A 21889-nucleotide genomic window follows, 5' to 3' on the forward strand; every position below is an offset into this window, starting at 1 on the left:
AGCATTGAAGTATTCCTTTATGAATGATCAACCTTTTGCTTCCCCCAGCTCTCTGTATCTCGACCTCCTCGCGCAAGACAAAATCGAAGATGATCCAGCCCAAGCGAATGCTTTACATGCACTTGATGCACTATGGTGTCAGCTAATCAGTAAAGATGGCATCTCGGATGGACATTTAGGTGTTTACCTCTGGGGGGATGTCGGTCGTGGTAAAACAATGCTGATGGATCTTTTTTTTCAGTCATTGCCTGAAGGAATGGCAAAGCGTCAGCACTTCCATCATTTTATGACAGACCTTCATCGTGAGCTTAATACGACCTTTGGCGTTTCTAACCCGCTTGATAGGATTGCGGCTCGGGTAGCAAAAGAATTTAAAGTTATCTGCTTTGATGAGTTCTTTGTCTCAGACATTGCTGATGCCATGTTACTGGGGAACTTTGTACAAGCACTTTTTAAAGAGGGTTGCAGCCTTGTGGCGACGTCTAATATTGCGGTAATTGATTTGTTTCAAAATCAACTGCAAAAGGATCGATTTTTTCCCGCAATTGAAACCCTTGATCAACATTTACATAGTTTTCATTTAACGGGAAGCGTTGATCATAGGTTTAGGCTCCCAATTGATCAGGCCACCTATTTCACTGACAAAGAAAGTTTTAATTTATTGATATCTGATGTCTTCTCGGTGTCTGAAAGGCAAGAAAGTGATGTAACCATTAATCATCGCAAGTTTCCTGTTCTGGCAAAAAATGCATACGCTATATGGTGTGATTTTAATAGCTTATGTGAAAGCCCGCGCTCAGCTCATGACTACATTACTTTAGCCCAGCAGTATGAACGTATCTATGTATCTAGCATTCCCGAACTTAGTAGTAGCCCTTATGAACATATTAAGGCGAGAGGGACTGAAGACGGGGCTGTGGGATCTGGCCATACAGGAGATCGAGAGGTTGTTCATGGTTTAAACGATGATGCAGTAAGACGCTTTATTAGCTTAATTGATGAATGTTATGATCAACGTATAAATATGGTTTTTCAGGCCGAGGTTACGCTAGATAAACTGTATACTAATGGTGTTTTATTATTTGAATTTCAGCGTACATTTAGTCGAATGACCGAGATGCAGACTAAAGGCTACTTGGATTTATCGATCTAGAAATTCAGCGATTTTATAATAAGAAAATTTCTGATGAGCTGTAACTTATAATGGCGTAATTAGAAAACGCTCTGCTCGTAACTATGTTGAGCACGTTATATTCACAAAACTAATTTTTGCTCTAAAATCTCATTATAAAAAAACGGTAAATGTTCGATGCAAGTTTTTCGGTTTTTCTTTCGCACAGACTTGCGACACCTTATTTTGGTACTGACAATAGGGTGTGTGATTGTCACTTCTGGTAATAGCTTCCAAGCCATCTACAATGTTCAGCGTGACCTCTTGATTAATAGCACATTAGATGCCAATCAGCGCTACGCAGAGAAAGTCGCAGAGTCAGCAGAAATGCTGCTAACATCTGCCCAGAACTCGGTTGCTTTTAGTGCATCGTTGCTTGCAGGCGACTTTTATTTTGCAGGTAAACCTGAAGAGGAAGTATATCGGCTTGTTGAGCAATCTGAAGTGTTTAACTCTGCGATTATCGTAAATAATCAAGCGGAAGTGGTTGCAAGCTATCCTGATGGAATTCTTCAGAAAGGTTATGTTCTACCTGAAAATACACGCCAGTCTTATTATGAGCGAAAGCCACTTATTACAAATCCTTTCCATTCTGTAAGTGGGAAAACCCTGATAAGTATTTCTCACCCTATATGGGGGGAGCACGGTAATTATTTAGGCTACTTGTCAGGCACCATCTATCTAAATAAAAATGGCTCATTATCTCGTCTAATGAGGGACCATTTTTTTACAGATCAAACGTACCTTTATGTAGTGGATCAATTTGGTGAATTACTTTTTCATGTTGATCCAAACAGAGTCGGTGAAAATGTTTCGCAAATGCCTCTTGTGAAGCAAGCTATTTTGAACGATGAAGGCAGTCAAGTAGCCACAAACTCTTTAGGAATTGAGATGGTTGCTGGCTATGCTTCAGTTCCGGTGGCAAATTGGGCGATTGTCGTTCAACGCCCTAAAGATAAAATCATGCATTCTCTTAATGATCAAATGTTGAATGTATTGTGGGCAAGTTTACCGATTGCTTTTTTGACTTTGATTGTTATTTGGGTGCTGGCTTATCTTATATCGAAACCGCTTCGTCAGCTGGCGCACAGTGCTGAAAATGTTAATGATGCAGATATGCAAAGACAGATCGTTTCGATTCGGTCTTGGTACTTTGAGGCATCACAGCTGAAAATGGCTGTTCTAAATGCTATTGGCTTATTGAACGATAAAATCCATAAGCTTGATGTTGACAGTCATACCGATCCGCTCACCCAGCTTTATAATCGTCGAGGCATGCAGCGCTTATTAGATGATTTTGAAGCAAAGCATCAGCAATTTTCTGTTTTAGCTTTGGATATTGATCACTTTAAATTAGTAAACGATCGTTATGGGCACGATATAGGTGACTTGGTTATCCAAGAGCTTGCTATGACAATGCAGAACTTCATTGAAGACAGCGATACAGCATGTCGAGTAGGTGGTGAAGAGTTTCTGATTTTCTTACCGAATACAAAGGCTGAACGTGCTTTAAATGTCGCTGAATCATTATGTGAACATGTTGCCAGTACTGTTATGCCAAAGGTTAAAAATATTACGGTTTCGATTGGTGTTGGCTGCGTAGAGGGCGATGTTGAGTCGACCAAAATTGATATGGCGATCAAGCATGCGGATACTGCGTTGTACGATGCAAAAAATGCTGGGCGTAATTGTGTTAGGTTTATTTGAAGGCTTCCGTAGTTGATCGATTGGAAACATACCAGTCCTATTTTTCATACTAAAGGCGTTTTTTAATTGTAATGGCGTGGGGTTGCTCGTCTAGGAATATGTACTAAATGTAAGCCGTATTGTTTTGCTTGAGCAACCGCAAGCGTGCTGGGTGAAGCAAGATGACCGAGACTGGCAACTTGTGCGCGTACTGCTTTTAGAATCAATTCAGTGCTGCAGCGGCTACTCATTAAGATGTGACAACCTTCTAACTTAATGGACGCGGTGAGAGCTTTGCCTACGAGCTTATCTAATGCATTGTGGCGTCCAATATCTTCTGCAAAGCATAAAAACTCGCCTTGTGAGTTCATGAGCATAGCTCCGTGTATGGCACCTGAAATCCCACCGACAAGCTGATGATTAGAAAACGCTTCCTTTGCAATGCTCCACTGTTCATCCGTTAAAGTTGGTGTAGAGCTAAGCGGTATGAGGCAAGGAAAACTTTGCTCAATGGCTTCTATTCCACACAAACCACAGCCGCTAGAGCCTTTGCGTTGACGCATAATGCTAGATGAGCGGTGCTGTGCTCTTCCTGTCAGTTTTAGATTGGCCGTTATGTGGGTCGGTACACCTTTCTGTTCACCGCTATCTGTTTTGATGTCGATGTCTAAGACTTCACTGGTCTGTTCGATTAAACCTTCTGAATGCGCAAAACCAATGACAAAGGCTTCAATGTCGACAGGCGTTATTAAGATGACGGCATAATTTAGGTCATTGACGCTGATGGCAATCGGTACTTCTTCAACTAAATCTATTTGATGTTGGCCTGATTCATTTGCGTAATGTAGTTTCTGTGTACCGTTATTGTTCATATTATCTTCAGTGCCTTAAACCGATGGAAACAACCTATGCTCAATTTAACGTAAATAGACAGGTTATGACATGTCTGTTTCAGACAGTTAAATATCTTTTGTAGCATAAATGAAAGGCTTGAATTGTGGCTTTTTAGCTGTGCTTTATCTATTTGAGGCGAAGATCGAAATAAAAGAGTATTGGGCATTTAATAAACTTCTTTATATCAAGATACTGTAATAGAAGGGTTTTCGTAACATTGTATGATATTTGAGGCTGTCATTTTTTTTGAGACTCAGGCAAGATGTCACAACACTTTAACAACTACTGATATCGTGCCTGTATTATTAGGCGTTATATCTCTTAAGACGGCAGCAGAGAGCTGCCACGGAAAGAAGTTTACTCTCTATGGTTCAACCGAAAAGGAAACCCCGCTGGCTACCAAGTGGCCCTCGTTTATGGGCGCTGATATTGGTATCAGTTTTTGTATTATTCTTAATGATTTATGACTCCGCAGTTGAAGATGATCAGCGTGCTGAAAATTATGATGCATTACCTAATAGCCGGATTGCATTAGCGCCAATAAAAACTCAAACGCCTAATGCGCCTCCACCGCCATCTTTGGATTCTTTGGCTCCGCCTGAGTCTATCGGTGTGCGACAGAATGAAGATCAGTCCGTTGTAGATCAAGTGACTCAGTCACTTCCTAAGCCTCGCCTTGTTGAACATATAATCAAGTCTGGTGATACGCTTGAAGGCATTTTCCAGCGCTATGGTTTTCCCATTGGAACATTGTACGATGTTTTAGAAGCAGACCAAGAATATTTGGTGTTAGAGCCTCTTCAAGTGGGAGATCGCTTGCGTTTTCAAACCAATGATCAAGATGAGCTGGTTCGAATCTCCCGTCGTATCGACCCGAGTCGAACCATTGCTTATGTAAAGCATGAAAATGGTGGCTTTGTTTACAAGGAAGAGCGTAAGCCTATTACTTGGAGTCAATTCACTAAGCATGGCAATGTTGAAGGCACGTTTTATGTGTCTGCTAAACGTGCAGGTCTATCTGATGCCAACATTATGACAATCAGTGATTTGCTCAAAAATCGCTTAGATTTTCGTCGAGATATTCGTGCAGGTGATCCGTTTGATGTGGTGTTGAAACAAGGTGATGTTGATGGAGAAGAAGTTGGTAGTGAGCAGGTTGAAGCCGTTCGCATCAAAGTGCGTGGTCAATATTATCAAGCCTTCTTAAACAGCTCTGATGGACGTTTTTATGATGAAGATGGCAACAGTTTAACGTCAGCATTACGTCGTTGGCCTACGTCGGTGAAGTATCGGATCAGTTCTGGCTTCAACCCAAACCGTAAGCACCCAGTAACTGGTCGTGCATCGCCTCATAATGGAACCGACTTGGCCACCCCAAGTGGCACTAAGGTGTTAGCGACTGGTGATGGTATTGTTACTCGAACAGCAAATCATCGTTATGCGGGCCGCTATATCGATATAGACAATATCGGAAAATACAGCACGCGTTTTTTACATTTGAGTAAGATTTTAGTGCGTAAAGGACAGCGCGTTAAACGCGGGCAGGTTATCGCTTTATCAGGTTCTACAGGGCGAGTTACTGGACCACACTTGCATTATGAACTGCATGTAAATAAGCGCCCAGTTAATCCAATGCGGGCTAAAATTCCAACGATGCAAGCCATTCCAAAAAATGAGCGAGCGGAATTCAATAAAGCGATCGCTGCTTGGACTGAGATGATGGACGCAAAAGATCTTTTGTAGTGATGTCGCAGAATCAAAAAAAACCGGCTTCGTTAAAAGCCGGTTTTTTTTGATAAGAATACCTTGTTTTATTTTAGTCCGCTAAGCTATGTTTCCTAGCTCGGGCATCAGAGTGAGCGTGACGCTGAGTTTTCTGTTTAGTCGTTACGTCATCTGTATATGAAAACGTAGCGCGCTTATAGGCCTTTACACGAAACTCTTCTAAGTTACCTTGTTCGACTGCTTGCAGTACAGCACAGCCTGGCTCATTCATATGAGTGCAATCATTAAAGCGGCATTTTTCTGCGATCTTTGCTACTAGTTCAAAATCTGATTCTGCACTCATGGCTTCATTTGCTTGCAGTTCACGAAGTGCCGGGGAGTCAAGTAAAACCGCACCATTTGGCAGTCTGAAAAGCGACTCTTGAGGCTCTGAAAATTGAGTCTGAGGATCATTGACATCAATGAGGCTACGCACTAGACGTGATTTACCGGCACCAGGAGCACCTAAAATCGCAACCGTTCTCCCTTGCTTAAAGAAGCCTTTCAGTGCTTCTAAGGGCTCATCTGACTTTGTATTGACAGTTTCTATCATTAGCAAAGGGTTCAAGCGTTGAACCAAGTCGCGCTTTTCATCAACAGTGTCACACAAATCAGCTTTGGTAAGTACCACAATGGCATCAGCTTCGGCATCATGAACTAAGTCGTAATAGCGCTTAATTAAATCCAAATTAAACGTATCATCTAACGCACTGACGATCAGTACGGTGTCTACGTTAGAAGCGATTAAACGTTCACCTTGGTTAAATAGAGCACTGCGATCAAGTTTGCGAACAAATTCATTTTCCTTGTTTACAACAACCCAGTCGCCAATGGTCATTTCTGGTTGGTATGACTGCTTTGTCAAGGTAAGCAGTCCGTGTTCGGACAGTAACTTATATTGTGAAGGTTCAGCTTGGCAAACACGTGCAATGTTGTGTGTTTCAAGGTCATCCAATGACAATTGCTGTTGGAAGTAGGTTTGCCATCCTAGATCAAACATTGAGATCGACGCATCCATTAAGATAACTCCAGGCGCACAAGCACCAACGAACTAAATTAAGAAAAGCAACTAGATGCATAAAGCCGCTTTTCCCATGAGCTATTGGCTATAATTAAAGGTCATACAATAATGGACAGCCAATTAACTCGAGATTAGCACAGTGTTTGATCAGCACAAATGTATTTTTAGTGTTTTAACGCTTTCTAAGTGTGCAATATCAAGGATAAAAGTGGGCATATTTTCTGCATAGATTTACCTATTAATGTCTAACCGTTAATGTATCAAAAGGACCTCGTAAGAAGCGCGATAAACAAACTTTCACGTAGTGAGGGTAGGGAGAAAAAGTATGTTGTTACAAACCAATTTCTATTTGTTAATAGCGCTCATTTTCGTCGTATTAAGTGCTACGACAGCTGATTTGTATTTTCGCAGTGCCTGGGTGTGGGCTGCATTGTCGTTTTTTGTCGTTAGCTTAGCGTATGTTTTGAATAAGCCAACTATTTTTCGCAAACGTGCTGATGGTACTATACCGTTAGCCGTTCGTTGGATCTTATGGCCTTTTTTATGGACAACTCAGATATACAATGCGGTTGCCCGAAGCCATGATAAAGTGCCAGCTATTCAAGAAATTGAACCTGGTCTTTTTCTTGCCCGTCGCTTGTTTCCTTCCGATATCCATTTTTTAAAGAGTAATGACATTTGTGCAGTACTTGATGTGACCGCGGAGTTTAATTCATTAAATTGGACTTTGTTAGGGGAGGACATTGATTACCTAAATGTGCCTATTCTGGATCACTCGGTGCCAACTGAGACTCAAGTTAAGCGGGCGCTTAATTGGATCAAAACTCATCGAAAAGATGGCAAAAGTGTGGTTGTGCACTGTGCATTAGGTCGAGGTCGTTCAGTTTTCATGTTAGCGGCTTATTTATTAAGTCAACATCCTGATAAAACTCCAGCTGCGATCATTAAGCTAGTGAAAATCAAACGTCAAAGTGCCCATTTGAATAAGCGTCAGCTACATGTGATTACTAAAATGCACCATCAAAAGCAGCTTGTGGTTCGCAATAGTGCTTGGTTAATCGCCAATCCTGTGGCTGGTACGTGTCAATGGAAGGAGAGTAAAGCCCAAATTCTAGAGCTTCTCTCACCCTATTATGATTTAACAATCAGAACCACATCGAAAGAGCATAACGGTGGTTATTGGGCCCGAAAAGCATTGCAGAATAACTCCGATGTTGTGATCGCATGTGGTGGTGATGGAACTGTTGCCGAAGTCGCACAAGAGTTGGTGAATACTCATGTTAAATTGGGGATCATTCCACTAGGAACAGCCAATGCGCTTAGCTATGCTCTATGTGGCATTGGCGTTAAACTAAACCCAATTAACACAGCTTGCTTGGCGCTAATTGAAGGTGTTGAAAGCCGAATCGATACAGCTCTTTGTAACGATGAGGTGATGCTCATGCTTTGTGGTGTTGGTTTCGAGCAACAAATGATTGAAAAAGCGGATCGCGAGAAAAAGAATGCCAGTGGTCAGCTTGCCTACTTGCAAGGTTTGTCTGAAGCCGTCGGAGACAATAAGAGTACAAAATATCAGTTACAGTTGGATGATCATCCTGTCATTACCATAAATACGCCAAGCTTAACTATTGCCAATGCAGCACCGGTTACAACTTTACTAGCACAAGGTCGTGGGGCACCTGATACTACGGATGGTGTCATGGATTTAACTTGGCTATCGCCAGATAGAGCACAGATACTGAACTTAATAGAGCTTGTGGGACATGGGTTGACTAATAGGCTGGAAGATCATGATTATGAAGGTATTTATCATGATACGGCTTGTCGGGTGTTGCTAACGTCCGATGAAACGATTTCATATGTGTTAGACGGTGAGAATAGAGAGGCAGATGAACTTCGCATAGAAATGATTCCAAAATCATTGTCTGTGATGGTTCCTATAAAGCTAAATAACATTAGGAAAAAGTAGAAGACCGCTTAATATAACGGTCTTCTACTTTTGTTATTGTGGAATGCGAATCTTAAGGCTGCCAATTATTTGACCATTATCGTCAACAGTTGGCGCATCGAACTCTAGCTCATATTTACTGCGATTTGGGCCAAAAGTACCGATCAATTTATTGTTAATAATAATTTGGTAGGTTTCTGTAAAGATTAAATTTAAAGGTTCAGATATGGAGTTTTCAACTAGAAAATCTTCTTTCAAACGAACAACTCGTGATTCTCCGCGAACCCAGTTTCCAACAAGAGGCTGGGCACTGAATGATGTGGATTCTGTCACTTCAAGATTAGACAATTGTACTTGCAGTAAATCGCCTTTGTTTGGAAGTTCACGGCGCTTTTCAACACGTTTATCAAGTTCGATGATCTTGCTAGTTAGGTCGTTTGTGTAAGACGATAACTCAGCAATTTTGCTTTTTAGCATGGCTATATCGTCTGTTGATGGAATAGAAAGGCTTGTCTCATCCAATGGACGGCCAATGCGCGTTTCTAGCTCGTGAATATTCTGCATGGCTAATGTCTGTAATGACTTATACTTTGCCAGCAATTCCTCTTTTGATAATTGGGGTGTTTCAAGCTTTTTGGTAACAACCGGCTCGTTTACATCTTCTGCATCGTTAGAATTTTGCGAACTGTTAATTGTATCGGGTTCGCTAGGAGCTGAGGCAGAGGAGGTGGGTTTTGTTGGCAATGAACATGCTGCCAATAAGATCGGAAGAAGAACAAAACCTGTGCGTAAGATCCTCATGGTCGAAATGATTCCTAGTGGTGAAATGGGGATAGTTATACTTAGCAAGTATGCGGCAATGGGGGAGTGATGTCGAGTGACGAGACGCCTAACGAGCCGAGGGATGCGTAAAGATCCCTCGACTTTTTTAGAGATGGTTTATTGTTGCGAATTCCACTGAATACAATCGTTAAGTGTAATGCCTTTTCCGCCGAATATATCCAGTGCACTGCCAATCGTGAGGTCGACTTCACCCTTTGATAATTCATGCACACGTTTGAGATCTTCAAGAGAGCGTGCGCCACCAGCGTAGGTGACGTCAATTGGGCATCCTTGACCGAGTAGTGTGACGAGATCTTCGTCAATACCAGCTTGAAGCCCTTCAACATCAGCTGCATGAATGAGGAATTCGTCGCAGTGATTGGCTAATTCAACAAGATTTTCAAGGTTCACTTCAGTTGAGGTAACGGTCTGCCAGCGATCCGTGGCGATAAACCAGCTGTTGTCAACACGACGACAACTTAAGTCTAGAACCAAGCGTTCAGTCCCTGTTTCTCGTTTGACTTGATCTAAACGATCCCATGAGAACTCACCATCTTCAAATAGGTAAGATGTCACGATCACATGAGATGCACCTGCTTTAAGATACTCTGCTGCGTTTCGTACAGTGACACCGCCGCCATACTGTAAGCCATTAGGGTAGGCACGTAATGCGCTTAATGCTTCTAACTTATTCAGTTTGTCTTTACCCAGCGCAATCACATGACCACCTTTAATTTGGTGTTCACGATAAAGATTAGCGTAATACGCGGCATCGTATTCGCTAATGAAGTTCTCTTTAGCGCCAGTATCATTCAAGCTACCGCCTACAATTTGTTTCACTTTGCCTTGGTGTAGGTCGATACACGGACGGAATAGTGTCACTTATGACTCCAGTTTTAATCAAAAGGGGGCTGATTGTAACGAACTTGTCAAAAGATGCGAAGTAGCAATATGCAATCGAGATGTCCTGTTACAATTGATTCGTACGAATAACCTGCACGAGTTTATGTATGCCTATCACAATATCCAATACGATTGAAATTCCGGATCATGAAATAGAAATGAGCGCCATTCGAGCACAAGGAGCAGGAGGCCAGAACGTTAATAAGGTATCCAGTGCTATTCATTTACGCTTTGATATTGTCAATTCATCTTTGCCCGACCGTATTAAAGAGCCCTTATTGGCAATGAAAGACAGCCGGATTTCCAAAGATGGCGTTCTAGTGATTAAAGCTCAGCAATTTCGAACACAAGAAGCTAACCGTGAAGATGCTTTGGCACGCTTATTAGAATTAATCAATCAAGTTAAGACGCCCGCTAAAGTGCGTCGTCCAACTAAGCCTACTAGAAGTTCACAGCGCAAACGCATTGATGGCAAAAAGCAGCGAGGACAGCTCAAAAACCAGCGTCAGCAGAAGTGGGATTAACGTATTAATTGTCGTAGGTTATATAAAATGCCTTAAATTCCTAAATAGAATAAGCTTATTACTTTTTGCATTGACTCTAGTGTATAAAGATAATCTAATATGCAAGTGCGATGCATTGTGGGCGTTATACAGCTTTGTGTTGAAAGGCGATAAGCAATCTTTGATTAAAGTAAGGATTGTGTAAGTTTAATGTGAGTGAAGCTATTAGTATCATTTATTGATCTATCGCAATGACCCATAAGCAGCGCTAATCGATAATTCACGTGTATGCCAACCATACATATTGTGAATGATTGGCATTTGTTGGCGACCGAACAAATAAGAGCACGGACAGTGCCTAGGAAAAAAGCCGCCGTTCTATTACGTTAGACATGGGTTAAGATCATGATTAATGAAGCAGTTGTAGAGCTCTCGCGATTACAGTTTGCGCTAACGGCTATGTACCACTTTTTGTTTGTACCTCTGACCCTCGGCCTTTCTTTCATACTCGCTATTATGGAATCTGTTTATGTCATTACTGGCAAACAGATTTATAAAGATATGGTGCGCTTTTGGGGAAAGTTGTTTGGTATCAACTTCGCTCTTGGTGTGACGACCGGTTTGACTATGGAGTTTCAATTCGGGACTAACTGGTCATATTTCTCGCACTATGTAGGTGATATCTTTGGTGCGCCATTAGCGATAGAAGGTTTAATGGCCTTTTTCCTAGAATCTACCTTAGTTGGATTGTTTTTCTTCGGTTGGGACCGCTTAAGCAAAGTGAAGCACTTGATGGTGACTTGGCTGGTAGCCCTAGGTTCAAACTTATCTGCGCTGTGGATTTTGATTGCCAACGGTTGGATGCAAAATCCAGTCGGGTCAGAGTTCAATTACCAGACTATGCGTATGGAGCTGGTAGATTTTGGCGCGTTACTGATGAATCCCGTCGCTCAAGTAAAATTCGTACACACTGTTTCTGCGGGCTACGTAACCGGTGCGATCTTCGTGTTGGTTATATCTAGCTATTATCTACTTAAAAACCGTGATCTAGCGTTTGCTCGTCGTTCTTTTGCGATTGCATCGGCATTTGGCCTAGCTGCAACCTTGAGCGTTATTCTATTAGGTGATGAATCAGGTTACGAGTTGGGTGAGGTTCAACGTGTGAAACTGGCTGCGGTTGAAGCAGAGTGGGAAACACATGAAGCGCCAGCCCCATTCACTGTTATTGGTTTTCCTAACCAAGAACTTGAAGTCACTGAATATGCACTTCGGATTCCAGGTCTCATGGGCTTGATTGCTACGCGATCTTTAGACGAAGAAGTCATTGGTCTAAAAGAGCTCAAAGAGTATCACCGTCAGCGTATCATCAATGGTATATACGCTAATCAATTATTGGCGCAATTGCGACAAGGAAACGAAGATCCTTTAGTAAAAGAAAATTTTGATAAAGTTAAAGATGACCTTGGCTATGGGTTGCTCGTGACCGCTTTTGCGGACGACATTAATAATGTTACCGAAGAGCAGCTGCAAATGGCGGTTGACTATTCCATCCCGAAAGTGGCGCCTTTGTTTTTCGCATTCCGACTAATGGTGGCATCGGGCGTGTTGATGCTTTTGGTGTTTGCGGTAGCGTTTTATCAAAATGCTCGTCGTCGCATCGGTCAGAGTCGTACCTTCTTAAAGCTGGTTATGCTGTCGTTACCACTGCCTTGGATTGGCGTGGAGACAGGCTGGTTTGTTGCAGAGTATGGTCGTCAGCCATGGGCGATTGGCGAAATTCTTCCTGTTCATGTGGCGGTATCTGACCTTACAACGGGTCAAATATGGCTCTCAATGGGATTGATGACAGCACTTTATACGGTGTTCTTGATCGCTGAGATGTATCTAATGATTCGTTTTGCGAAGCAGGGTCCATCGAGTCTACATACTGGCCGTTATGCGCTAGAAAAAGAAACAGACCAGCTTAAAGCGCGGGAGGTGTAAGATGGATTACGAATTTTTAAAAGTCATCTGGTGGGTGTTGGTTGGTGTATTGCTAATAGGCTTTGCGATTACTGATGGTTTCGACATGGGCGTTGGTAGTTTGTTGAATGTCATTACCAAAGACGATTCTGAACGTCGTATTATGATTAACTCCATTGCGCCTCATTGGGATGGTAACCAAGTGTGGTTTATCACAGCGGGTGGTGCGTTATTCGCAGCTTGGCCTGTGGTTTATGCCACATCGTTTTCAGGTTTCTACATGGCCATGATCTTGACTCTGGCAGCGCTGTTCTTTCGTCCGATCGGGTATGATTACCGATCTAAGCTAGAAGGAACTAAGTGGCGTCAAAATTGGGACTGGGGAATTGGCTTTGGTTCTGCTGTGCCGCCGATCATCTTTGGCGTGGCGTTTGGTAACTTGCTGCAAGGTGTACCATTTCAGTTTGATGAATATCTACGTGTCTCTTACACAGGGTCTTTTTTTGCATTGCTTAACCCATTTGCCATCCTTTGCGGCCTAGTAAGTTTACTAATGCTAGTGACTCAAGGTGGTGCTTGGCTACTTCTTAAGACCGACGGCAGTTTATTTGCCAAGGTGCGTAAAGCAACAATGATTTCTGGTGTGTTAACGGCTGTTTTGTTTGCACTTGCTGGCGTTTGGCTAGCATATGGCATTGACGGTTATGTCATTACCAGTGAGTTCGATGGTAACTCAGTGATGACGCCTTTAATGAAAACAGCTGAAGTACAAGCTGGTGCATGGCTTGCTAATTACAGCCTATTTCCAGCCTTAATACTCGCTCCAGTTGTGGGAATTGTTGGGATGCTTTTAGCTGGTTTAATGAGTGCTGTTGGACGTGGAGGTTTAGCTTTCCTTCTGTCTTCACTGGGTATCGCTGGCATTATTATGACAGCGGGTGGTTCAATGTTCCCGTTCTTAATGCCGTCTTCGACGTTCCCTAGTATGAGTTTGACTATGTGGGATGCGACATCAAGTGAAACGACACTGATGATCATGTTTGTCGTGGCGTGTATTTTTGTACCGATTGTATTGTCCTACACTGTTTGGAGTTACTTTGTGATGTTTGGTCGATTGACTAAAGAGCACATCGCTAAAAACTCGCATTCACTTTACTAAGATTAAAGTGGGGTAGGGCAACTTGCCCCACTATGAAGGAGTTATTATGTGGTATTTTGCATGGGTTTTAGGTGTGCTATTAGCATGTTCATTCGGCATCATTAATGCGGTGTGGTTAGAATTTTCTGGTTACGATGGCGAGTCTCCTGAAGACTCACAATAATTTTAAAGAAAAAGGGTACATTGCCTTTTAGTAAGGTTTCAACATGCGAAAACGCGTTAAGTCATCGGAGCAGCAATTTCTATTTGATCTGCAACAGCAGCAAAGAAAGCGCTTTCAAATAGTTAAATGGTTGGGTGTCTTAATTGCTTTTTCCGTTGTTATACAAGCCTTAGGACTGGCAAAGGTATTCGCTGAACTGGTGCTTGAGGGGAGTTTTCCCCTCAATGCTGCTTTACTAGCAGGCGCCGCCTTTCTTTTCAAAACGGTTATGCAGTATGTGCGCGAGCAAATTTGTGCAACCGCAAGCCGAACCATTCGTTTTTCCTTACGAAAACGTGTAGTGGAACATCTTACGCATCTTGGTCCAAATCGTTTGCAGATTGATGAAGATGCAGGCCTTTCTACTAGGGTATATGAGCAGATTGATGCACTTGACGATTATTTCAGTCGTTATGTACCACAAGTTTTTCTGGTGCTTTTTATACCATTGACGATTTTAATTGCTGTCATTCCTGTTTCTTTGATCGCCTTTTTCATTTTTGCTTTGACCGCACCGCTGGTCGTTTTTTTTATGGTGTTGGTTGGACATAAAGCCGCCAACGCGAATCGTAAGCAGTTTAAAGTACTATCACTATTGTCGAATCAGTTCATGGATTTAAACCAAGGGATGGCTGAGCTTAAGCGTTTAGGTCAAACCGATCTTGCTCGTGAGCGTTTGTCTTTGACCGCGAGTGAGTACCAAAAAACAACCATGGGCGTTTTGCGCTTAGCTTTCCTTTCAACGGGGACGCTGGAGTTGTTTTCGTCAGTGGCCATTGCCATGGTAGCCCTGTATTTAGGCTTAGGGTTATTAGAGCAATTGCCTTGGCAAATTGGCATTGCGCCCGTGAGTTTATTTACCGCCTTTTATCTGTTGCTGCTTGCGCCAGAATTCTATTTACCACTACGTCAGTTAGGCAGTGACTATCATGCTAAGCAAAAAGCAGAAGCCGCAGCGACCAATCTGCAACAAGTCTTTGCTGTTGAGCCATCTGACCTTAAAACTACATTTTCTTCCACCGCACCTCTAAAGCAGGAAAATAGCCCGCTGATTCAATTTGAAGACATCAGTTGGTCAACCGCTGGGCGCATGCGACTGACTGATTTATCGGCTTCCATTGCGCAAGGTGAAAGAGTGTGGTTAAGGGGCGAGTCGGGCGCAGGAAAATCCAGTCTAATGTCTATTCTGTTAGGTTTTGATCAACAATTTAATGGGCAACTTTTGATTCAAGGCCAGCCGTTTAACGCATCAATGCTTAATGAATGGCGACGCCGCTTAGCGTGGTTGCCGCAAACGCCTGAATGGATACAAGGTACGATCCGTCAGAACCTAGAACTAGGCTTAGGGAAGTGTGATGATGCTGAGCTGCGTAATACACTAATCAAAGCACAGTGCTGGGACTTTGTCGATGGTTTGCGTTTTGGTTGGGATACGCCAATTAATGAAGCAGGCACAGGACTTTCTGGTGGGCAAATGCAGCGCTTATCCATTGCACGGGCTCTACTTAGTCAAGCCGATGTGTGGCTGCTCGATGAGCCATGTTCTGGATTGGATTCAGAAACTGCAGGGCAAGTGCTTAATACATTGGACGAAGTCAGTTCAGGGAAAACCGTTTTGATTATTAGTCACGATACACACCCTGTTATTTGGGCAGACCAAAAATGGTTGATGAAGGAGGATGGAGTGTATGTCGAAGCATAATCCCCAATCACTTACGTTTAAGTCTTTATTACTGGATAATCCTTTTGGTTTATTGGTGGCATTGCTGATCGGTATTGTCGGCAGTTTGGCTGCAGTAGCATTGTTAGGTATTTCTGGTTGGTTCTTATCAGCGGCTGGGCTCGCCAGTGCAATGGGTACCGCATTCACGTTTAATTACTTCACACCTGGTGCCTTAGTGCGCCTGATGGCTATTCTGCGAACTGCTGGAAGATACGGTGAGCAGGTGTTCTCTCACGATCATTTATTAGGCTTACTACGTAGTTTGCGATTATGGATTTGGGATCAGCGTGTTAATACACCGCTTAATCAGGTTCATCGCCAAACTAAAGGAGACTTGCTTCAGCGCTTAGTTGGCGACCTAGATCAGATTATAAAGTGGCCACTTGCTGTGGTCATGCCGTGGGTTTATGGGTTATTGGGCTGCATTGCATTACTGACTTTAGGCGTGTGGGTTGAGGCTTCCCTCGTGTGGCCGATAATCACCTACAGCATTATGCAATTGCTTTGCCTACCTTGGCTTGCAAAGCAATTAGCCATGTCCTCAGTTTATAGCATGCAGGCTTTATCAGTACACCGTCGAAGTCGTTTTATGTCAGTGTTTTCTGCGTTGATTACGTTGACTATACGTGGGCATTGGCAGCATTACAGTGAGCGATTAACACAACTGGATGAAAAACAGCGCAAGCTTCAAGCTCAGCTACAACGTGTAACTTCCCTTGTTAAGCTGCTTGGACATACGATGACATTGTTGTTGGTTGGCGTTATGTTTGCTCTATGCCTTAGCGTTGAAAATGAAAGTCTTGCTATTGAGCCGACTATATCAGCGACTTGGTTGGTTGCCTTAGTATTGGCGACATTGGGAGTAAATGAGCTGATGCAACCTATTGCCAGTGCATTTCTTGCCCAAGGCCAATCTAAAGTCGGTCTGAAGCGCTTAAATCAATTACAGCGCAGTGTATTGGAAACAGCGGATAAGTCTAAGTCATTGCCTTCTATCAAGTCATTGAATGTTCGAAACTTTGCAGGTAGCCATAATGATGTTGTATCTTCAGCCTTGCCAAGCGTGAATTTTACGATAAGCAGCAATGAACAGATTAAAATCGTTGGCGCCAGTGGTGCTGGTAAAAGTACGACATTAGCGGCTTTGGCTGGTGATTTAGGTTACCGCGGTGAGGTGAGGCTTAATAGTGCGCCTGTTTCGGTATACGACAACTCATGTTGGCGTGAAAAGGTGTCTTATCTATCCCAACAGTCTGTTATTTTTCAGCAGAGTCTACGCTCTAATTTGTTATTAGGTAAGCCTGATGCGACAGAGACAGAATTGTTCGACGTACTACAGCTGTTAGGCTTGAAAACGTGGGTAGACGCTTTACCTAGTGGGTTGGATACATTACTGGGTGGACAAGGAAGGGATATTTCAGGAGGGCAAGCACGACGTTTATGTTTAGCGAGAATTCTACTTAGGAAGGCGCCCACCCTAATTTTAGATGAACCCTTTGATGGGTTAGACAGTGATAGTGTTGACCGAGTCTGTAAAGCGTTAGAGAGACCGTTATACAAACCTCAGTTTTTAATATACGTCAGTCATATTGATTCACCGTTGGATCGTCATTCAGCCCTTGTTGCGTTGTAATCAACAAGAAGGCCTGCTAATAACAGGCCTTTTAAATCGATGTAAACCTATTGAGTATTAGGCTTCAGTTTTTTGCTCAGCTTTCGCCTTACGCAGCATGTCAGCTAAAGTATCTTTCAGGAGAAGGCGACGCTTCTTAAACTCTTCTTCTTCCAATGTGCTAGCTAGCACAATTTCCTTTTCAATATTTTCGATCTCATGAGTTAAGAAATGGTATTCCTCAAACAAACGACGAAAGTGCGCATCATTCATTTTTAGCTCGTGGATCTGTTCCTTAAATTCTGGTAACTCATTTACTAAGCTGTGGTTTTCAATTGGCATTTGTAAGTCTCCTTGTTTGTTCTCTTTGACTTTAGACTACGCTTCTTGGCCACAAGGTAAATTGATTTTAATCAGTTCTTTTATAGTTGCTTGTTATTATCGTGCTCTGTACAAATTTGTACAGAGCTTGCTTATTGTTCACTAAAAATTGAGCTCAACTCGAGGCTGTTCTTTTCTGCTCGAATCAATGCTCGGCGAGCAAAGGAAAATTCGAGATGACTTGATATCGGCTTCTACTAAATAGGCTTTTAGACTCTCTGCTCGTTGGTTCGCAAGTTGTAACAGCGCCTGCTGATCATCGCCAGATAAATTCTTTGGCGGTGTTTCTTCGTCTAAGTCTTTTGGTACACCAAAACCACAAGCTCTTAACTCCGCATTATCTCGATCTTTCATTAATTTAACGAGTTGATCCAAAAATGACTCTTGCGACGAGTTGATGTCACTGCTGCCATAGTCAAATGTTAAGGGTTCAACACGCAGTTTTAGAGCTTGCTCGCCAGCAAATTGTACAAAGGAAATGACGTTGGCATAAGGAACGAAAGTCTGTATTAAATAGGAGCTAGATGCTTTAAAGAGCCCTTGGCGAATAGGCAAAAGGAAAAAGTTTTGCCATTGGAAAGTTGGATTAGCAATATCACCACTCATAGGTAAGTCTAAAATAATGTTGTCGTCACGATTCTTTAAGGTATCGACGGCTAGGTTCAATGGAATGACACCTACTTTTAGTACTGTGTTGCTGCTTTTTTCACCGCCTAAGTCGAATTGGCGAAGCACAATGTGCGTATTGCCATCCAGCTCACCTTCAGTCGATTTTAAATCAAGGTCCATATTTAATTGACCTGAATTAATTCTATAGCCTAATGCGTTTGAAACATAAGGGGAGATAGGCGGGAGCTCAACTTCTCGTATTTTAGCTTTGGCCGTCATTGTGAGGCGGTCAGCTGTTGGCACAATGGATATATCGCTTTCTATCGTTGCATAGTTGCCATTTTTAGCTTTCAGGAGAATATGTGCTTTTTCACCTTGCGAGCGAGTATTGAAATTTGTAACGGTTAGCTGCTCAATATCTAAAACTCGGCTCAGCGTTGGCGTAATGCCTTGATCAGAAAAGCTAAACTGTGAGTCAGTTGATACCTCAGCGGTGTTTATAACTGCGTAAAATGGTTCCTTGTTTTCAATGCTCTTTTGGCCACTTGTCGCTTTGTCTTCAACAGGGTTGTTGTTCTTTTCAGTGTCCTCTTTGGCTGATTTCACCGAGTTTGGTAGTATCAAATTTGCTACATTGCGTGACTCTGTAAGAGCAATGCCAGTAATGAGTTTGTCAATTTTTACGCTGTCGATCAGAACGCCTTGCGTTCGTAAATCCACATTGCTAACAAGCAGTTTTTCAAACTTGCCAAGGGGGGGCAAGCCTGACTCCAGCTTTGGCTCGGATGCAATGAGATTTTTGATGCTGATTGACTCGAGCGAAGCAACTGCTCCATTCTTGTTAAAACTTGCTTGAGAACTGCTAACTTGAAAGTCTTTCCAGCTAAGTAAAGTGCCGCCGTCAGGAAGCTTGGCGCTTAGCTTGCCTAAGGCGATTTCGCTATTGTCGGCCTTTAGGTCTGTCATTTGGTTCTGATTTAACGTCACAGTTACGGCATCATTTTTAATTTTTATAGTGTCTAGTAGGCTTGTCATTGTGTCATTTTGGTCCACTGAAACATTGTCTATATTCAGTGCGTTCTGTTTAGCATTTAGGGCACTTTTATCGCTAGATTGCTGCCAAGAAACTTGGTTTTTAAAGTCAAAGGTGTCGTATTTAAGAGTCGTTTCAGGTTGCGTATTAGGTAAGTTGCGAAGCGTTGTGTTTAGTGACTGTGAAGTGACAGCAGTGTCACTGACTACTTTTAAGCTTTCGTCAGATTGTTGAACCGAGGTTTTGCTCAAGTTAATGGCGAGTAAGTCTAGCGAGCCAGTGATGTCCTTGCTTGTTAAATTGGCCTGCTTAAAGGCAAGATCAGAGCGGTTACTGTTTACACTAATGCCATTGTCGGATTGCTTTAAAGCTATGTTTGCCAATTGAGCACCAAAAGATGCCAGTTGAGCATTTAAGTCATTTTTCTCGAATGAGGCGTTATCTAAGGACAGGTCAAAAGTTTTTAGTACAGCTGTTTTGCTGCTTTTGGTTAAATTGACGTTAACAGGCGCTGACATTTTAAATGCCTCTAAATCCGCTTCGCTGTTGTCTGATAATTGCCCAGAAAGGTTGTTTGTACTGATATCAATTGTTCCAGAGATATCCCCTGTTGCTTCAGGTACAGACAGTTTCGCAAGTAAGCTTGAAATACTGGCAGATGCTTCAGCCAGATTGATTTGATTGCCACCACTTTTTGCTGAAGCTTTTGTAAGCGTTAGTTTTGAATCACCTTTTTTGATTTCTAATGAGTCGCCTTTTTTAGATGCCTCTAAATTGTTTGAAAAGGCTAAATTATCTGCCTGCAAAGATTGGTCACCATAGGAAAGCTCTAACCCCGTAAACTTCAACCCAGTATTTGCATTAAGGTTGATCTCTGAGGCGCTGTTCATATCAATTGATACGTCTGATATTTCTGTTTCAAGTGTTTGCCATGCAGCCTTTTTATCTTGGTCAGAAAAACTAAATGCCTGAGAGTCTAGTGTGATTAGTGGGGAGCTGAATGAGAGTTTTGGTGAATTATTGAAATGATAAGTAGCCGTTGTCTGACCTTCTAAACTGACCTCAGAAACGGAATAATACCCAATATTTTGTGGTAAAAAGTGATTGATATCGGAACTGGATAACTGAATGTTACCAATATCGATGCTGGCATTTAATTGTTCTTTATTAGCCGTAATGTCGCCTTCAATTTTGGCTGTACCATCATTTATTTTTGCCTCTAAATCAAATACACCGCGCCAATTAAACGTATCGTGTGACACCTCACTAATATTAAGGCTGGTAATAGCAAGTTGATCATCACCTGCCAAAGTATTTAGGCGAACAGAGGTGTTATTGATGGATACGTTATGGATAAAAAATGTAGGTGCAATAGGATTATCTTGAGGGGCTTCGCTATTCTTTGGTTCTTCTGTTTGTGTATCTTTATCGTTCTTAGCAATTGGAATGCCAGCTATAACCCAGCCGCTTTCATTCTGGTCTGCGTCCATCGAAAAACCATCAATGATTATATGGTTTACATCGAAAGCGCCAGTAAACAGTGGCCAAAAATCTAAGCCAATGCTTAACTCATTCAGAGATAAGGTTTGTTGCTCTTTTACCGTAATCGCAACATCTTTAAGAGACAGCCCAATAGGGAAAAGGTCAGGATTGATTTCAGTCGCAGTTAACTTGCCTTCATATTCGGATAGGTATTTGTTAGCAGCCCATTTAGTGATCGATGGAATCAAAGTCCAAATGGTACACATGATAACCAAAGTAGACGCTGAGATGATTAAGGTCTTCTTCTGCCATGGTTTCATCGAGATAAACAAGTTAGTCATGCGTACTCCTTACTGATTGACTTGTGTAGGATGAACCTACTCAAACGATTCTACTGGCTTGTCTATTCGATCGTAAGCCAAACATGTAGTAAGTAATGGTGATTTTTTGAACAATATTTAGATAGTCTAACATTTACAGTCAGTTTGGCGTCACTGCGGGGGCGTTTCTTTGCGTAATGGCATGCGTAGCAGGTGAACACTGACAGCTAAACCTATTATGCATAAACCAACGGTAGCCCAGAAACGCCATACAATAAACATCGATAAAGCCATGCCTGCCCACATGAAAATGAGGGCGCGATTGCGAGCTTTTTTAGGAATGCCTTGGTCTGATTGCCAATCGGATACAATCGGACCAAAGTATTTATGACTAAGTAGCCATGTGTGGAAGCGCTCGGATGACTTAGAAAAGCACCATGCAGCAAGAAGCACTAGAGGTGTTGTCGGAAGTAAGGGTAAAAAAATTCCAATAATGCCCGTAACAAGTGAGACCCATCCAAAGGTTAATAATGCAATTCGCTTACCCGTCATACGAAGGTTCTATCTTAATGTAGATGGCTCTGCACCAACTGGTTTAAACAATACTGCTCTGCACAGCGTTTATAATCAAGGCTGAGTTTGAATAAAGGCTTGTAGGCCAAAACATTAACTCTTTTGCTATCTCTATTCTGTC

At 42.4% G+C, this 21889-nt stretch carries 17 protein-coding genes; 10 read left to right on the forward strand and 7 right to left on the reverse strand.

The genetic code is table 11. The features are described 5' to 3' along the window. Positions 1-19: 19 nt before the first annotated feature. Positions 20-1153: a cell division protein ZapE gene (zapE, locus tag AYW75_RS08170; RefSeq protein WP_067098076.1), complete on the forward strand. Its 1134-nt coding sequence runs from the start codon at positions 20-22 to the stop codon at positions 1151-1153. 156 nt (positions 1154-1309) lie between these two features. After that, positions 1310-2878: a sensor domain-containing diguanylate cyclase gene (locus tag AYW75_RS08175; RefSeq protein WP_067098079.1), complete on the forward strand. Its 1569-nt coding sequence runs from the start codon at positions 1310-1312 to the stop codon at positions 2876-2878. A gap of 62 nt (positions 2879-2940) precedes the next feature. On the opposite strand, the gene AYW75_RS08180 is transcribed toward AYW75_RS08175, so the two are convergent. Next, the gene (locus tag AYW75_RS08180) at positions 2941-3729 is read right to left on the reverse strand and encodes a formate dehydrogenase accessory sulfurtransferase FdhD (RefSeq protein WP_067098082.1); all 789 of its coding nucleotides are present in this window, start codon (positions 3727-3729) and stop codon (positions 2941-2943) included. 388 nt (positions 3730-4117) lie between these two features. Between AYW75_RS08180 and AYW75_RS08185 the strand changes: the two genes are divergently transcribed. Further along, entirely contained in the window at positions 4118-5494 is a 1377-nt protein-coding gene (locus AYW75_RS08185; RefSeq protein WP_067098085.1) for a peptidoglycan DD-metalloendopeptidase family protein, read from the forward strand. A 73-nt stretch (positions 5495-5567) separates the two neighbouring features. On the opposite strand, the gene rsgA is transcribed toward AYW75_RS08185, so the two are convergent. Next, on the reverse strand, positions 5568-6533 hold the full coding sequence (rsgA, locus tag AYW75_RS08190; RefSeq protein ID WP_067098088.1) for a GTPase RsgA: 966 nt from the start codon (positions 6531-6533) through the stop codon (positions 5568-5570). A 328-nt stretch (positions 6534-6861) separates the two neighbouring features. Here rsgA and AYW75_RS08195 point away from each other — a divergent pair, with 328 nt between their 5' ends. Then, positions 6862-8505, forward strand: coding sequence for a diacylglycerol kinase family protein (locus AYW75_RS08195; RefSeq protein WP_067098091.1), 1644 nt, complete (start codon positions 6862-6864; stop codon positions 8503-8505). A gap of 33 nt (positions 8506-8538) precedes the next feature. Here AYW75_RS08195 and AYW75_RS08200 read toward each other — a convergent pair whose 3' ends face one another. Together AYW75_RS08200 and hisA are read right to left on the reverse strand one after the other, a co-directional pair. Continuing rightward, positions 8539-9285: a hypothetical protein gene (locus AYW75_RS08200; protein ID WP_067098094.1), complete on the reverse strand. Its 747-nt coding sequence runs from the start codon at positions 9283-9285 to the stop codon at positions 8539-8541. A gap of 138 nt (positions 9286-9423) precedes the next feature. Further along, entirely contained in the window at positions 9424-10188 is a 765-nt protein-coding gene (gene hisA, locus AYW75_RS08205) for a phosphoribosylformimino-5-aminoimidazole carboxamide ribotide isomerase (RefSeq protein WP_067098097.1), read from the reverse strand. Between the two features lie 128 nt (positions 10189-10316). Here hisA and arfB point away from each other — a divergent pair, with 128 nt between their 5' ends. The 6 genes from arfB to AYW75_RS08235 all read left to right on the forward strand — a co-directional run bounded on the left by arfB (position 10317) and on the right by AYW75_RS08235 (position 17391). Beyond that, positions 10317-10733 carry an alternative ribosome rescue aminoacyl-tRNA hydrolase ArfB gene (gene arfB, locus AYW75_RS08210; RefSeq protein WP_067098100.1) on the forward strand — a complete coding sequence of 139 codons (417 nt, stop codon included), beginning with the start codon at positions 10317-10319 and terminating at the stop codon, positions 10731-10733. A 384-nt stretch (positions 10734-11117) separates the two neighbouring features. Next, a complete protein-coding gene (locus AYW75_RS08215) occupies positions 11118-12695 on the forward strand; it encodes a cytochrome ubiquinol oxidase subunit I (protein ID WP_067098103.1) in 1578 nt (525 codons plus the stop codon). Between the two features lies 1 nt (position 12696). Next, positions 12697-13833 carry a cytochrome d ubiquinol oxidase subunit II gene (cydB, locus tag AYW75_RS08220; protein WP_067098106.1) on the forward strand — a complete coding sequence of 379 codons (1137 nt, stop codon included), beginning with the start codon at positions 12697-12699 and terminating at the stop codon, positions 13831-13833. Positions 13834-13879: 46 nt separating this feature from the next. Beyond that, the gene (gene cydX / locus AYW75_RS08225; RefSeq protein ID WP_067098109.1) at positions 13880-13996 is read left to right on the forward strand and encodes a cytochrome bd-I oxidase subunit CydX; all 117 of its coding nucleotides are present in this window, start codon (positions 13880-13882) and stop codon (positions 13994-13996) included. A 43-nt stretch (positions 13997-14039) separates the two neighbouring features. Then, positions 14040-15737, forward strand: a complete 1698-nt coding sequence (gene cydD / locus AYW75_RS08230; RefSeq protein ID WP_067098112.1) for a thiol reductant ABC exporter subunit CydD — start codon at positions 14040-14042, stop codon at positions 15735-15737. After that, positions 15724-17391: an amino acid ABC transporter ATP-binding/permease protein gene (locus AYW75_RS08235; RefSeq protein ID WP_067098115.1), complete on the forward strand. Its 1668-nt coding sequence runs from the start codon at positions 15724-15726 to the stop codon at positions 17389-17391. Before cydD ends, AYW75_RS08235 begins: the two co-directional genes overlap by 14 nt. Positions 17392-17448: 57 nt before the next feature. Here the strand turns inward: AYW75_RS08235 and AYW75_RS08240 are convergent, their stop codons facing one another. The 3 genes from AYW75_RS08240 to AYW75_RS08250 all read right to left on the reverse strand — a co-directional run bounded on the left by AYW75_RS08240 (position 17449) and on the right by AYW75_RS08250 (position 21747). Further along, positions 17449-17712 carry a YdcH family protein gene (locus AYW75_RS08240; RefSeq protein ID WP_067098118.1) on the reverse strand — a complete coding sequence of 88 codons (264 nt, stop codon included), beginning with the start codon at positions 17710-17712 and terminating at the stop codon, positions 17449-17451. Between the two features lie 141 nt (positions 17713-17853). After that, positions 17854-21216, reverse strand: coding sequence for a DUF748 domain-containing protein (locus AYW75_RS08245; protein WP_067098121.1), 3363 nt, complete (start codon positions 21214-21216; stop codon positions 17854-17856). A gap of 150 nt (positions 21217-21366) precedes the next feature. After that, positions 21367-21747, reverse strand: coding sequence for a YbaN family protein (locus tag AYW75_RS08250; RefSeq protein WP_067098124.1), 381 nt, complete (start codon positions 21745-21747; stop codon positions 21367-21369). Positions 21748-21889 lie beyond the last annotated feature (142 nt).

This window comes from Marinomonas atlantica, assembly GCF_001639725.1.
Classification (GTDB): Bacteria; Pseudomonadota; Gammaproteobacteria; order Pseudomonadales; family Marinomonadaceae; genus Marinomonas; species Marinomonas atlantica.

Excerpts from the sequence above, each read along its gene's own strand:
- AYW75_RS08235 (WP_067098115.1), top strand. The coding sequence starts at position 15,724 with ATGTCGAAGCATAATCCCCAATCACTTACGTTTAAGTCTTTATTACTG.
- AYW75_RS08245 (WP_067098121.1), bottom strand. The coding sequence starts at position 21,216 with ATGACTAACTTGTTTATCTCGATGAAACCATGGCAGAAGAAGACCTTA.
- AYW75_RS08185 (WP_067098085.1), top strand. The coding sequence starts at position 4,118 with ATGGTTCAACCGAAAAGGAAACCCCGCTGGCTACCAAGTGGCCCTCGT.
- AYW75_RS08215 (WP_067098103.1), top strand. The coding sequence starts at position 11,118 with ATGATTAATGAAGCAGTTGTAGAGCTCTCGCGATTACAGTTTGCGCTA.
- AYW75_RS08200 (WP_067098094.1), bottom strand. The coding sequence starts at position 9,285 with ATGAGGATCTTACGCACAGGTTTTGTTCTTCTTCCGATCTTATTGGCA.
- cydB (WP_067098106.1), top strand. The coding sequence starts at position 12,697 with ATGGATTACGAATTTTTAAAAGTCATCTGGTGGGTGTTGGTTGGTGTA.
- AYW75_RS08195 (WP_067098091.1), top strand. The coding sequence starts at position 6,862 with ATGTTGTTACAAACCAATTTCTATTTGTTAATAGCGCTCATTTTCGTC.
- rsgA (WP_067098088.1), bottom strand. The coding sequence starts at position 6,533 with ATGGATGCGTCGATCTCAATGTTTGATCTAGGATGGCAAACCTACTTC.
- AYW75_RS08180 (WP_067098082.1), bottom strand. The coding sequence starts at position 3,729 with ATGAACAATAACGGTACACAGAAACTACATTACGCAAATGAATCAGGC.
- zapE (WP_067098076.1), top strand. The coding sequence starts at position 20 with ATGAATGATCAACCTTTTGCTTCCCCCAGCTCTCTGTATCTCGACCTC.
- AYW75_RS08175 (WP_067098079.1), top strand. The coding sequence starts at position 1,310 with ATGCAAGTTTTTCGGTTTTTCTTTCGCACAGACTTGCGACACCTTATT.
- cydD (WP_067098112.1), top strand. The coding sequence starts at position 14,040 with ATGCGAAAACGCGTTAAGTCATCGGAGCAGCAATTTCTATTTGATCTG.
- arfB (WP_067098100.1), top strand. The coding sequence starts at position 10,317 with ATGCCTATCACAATATCCAATACGATTGAAATTCCGGATCATGAAATA.
- AYW75_RS08250 (WP_067098124.1), bottom strand. The coding sequence starts at position 21,747 with ATGACGGGTAAGCGAATTGCATTATTAACCTTTGGATGGGTCTCACTT.
- AYW75_RS08240 (WP_067098118.1), bottom strand. The coding sequence starts at position 17,712 with ATGCCAATTGAAAACCACAGCTTAGTAAATGAGTTACCAGAATTTAAG.
- cydX (WP_067098109.1), top strand. The coding sequence starts at position 13,880 with ATGTGGTATTTTGCATGGGTTTTAGGTGTGCTATTAGCATGTTCATTC.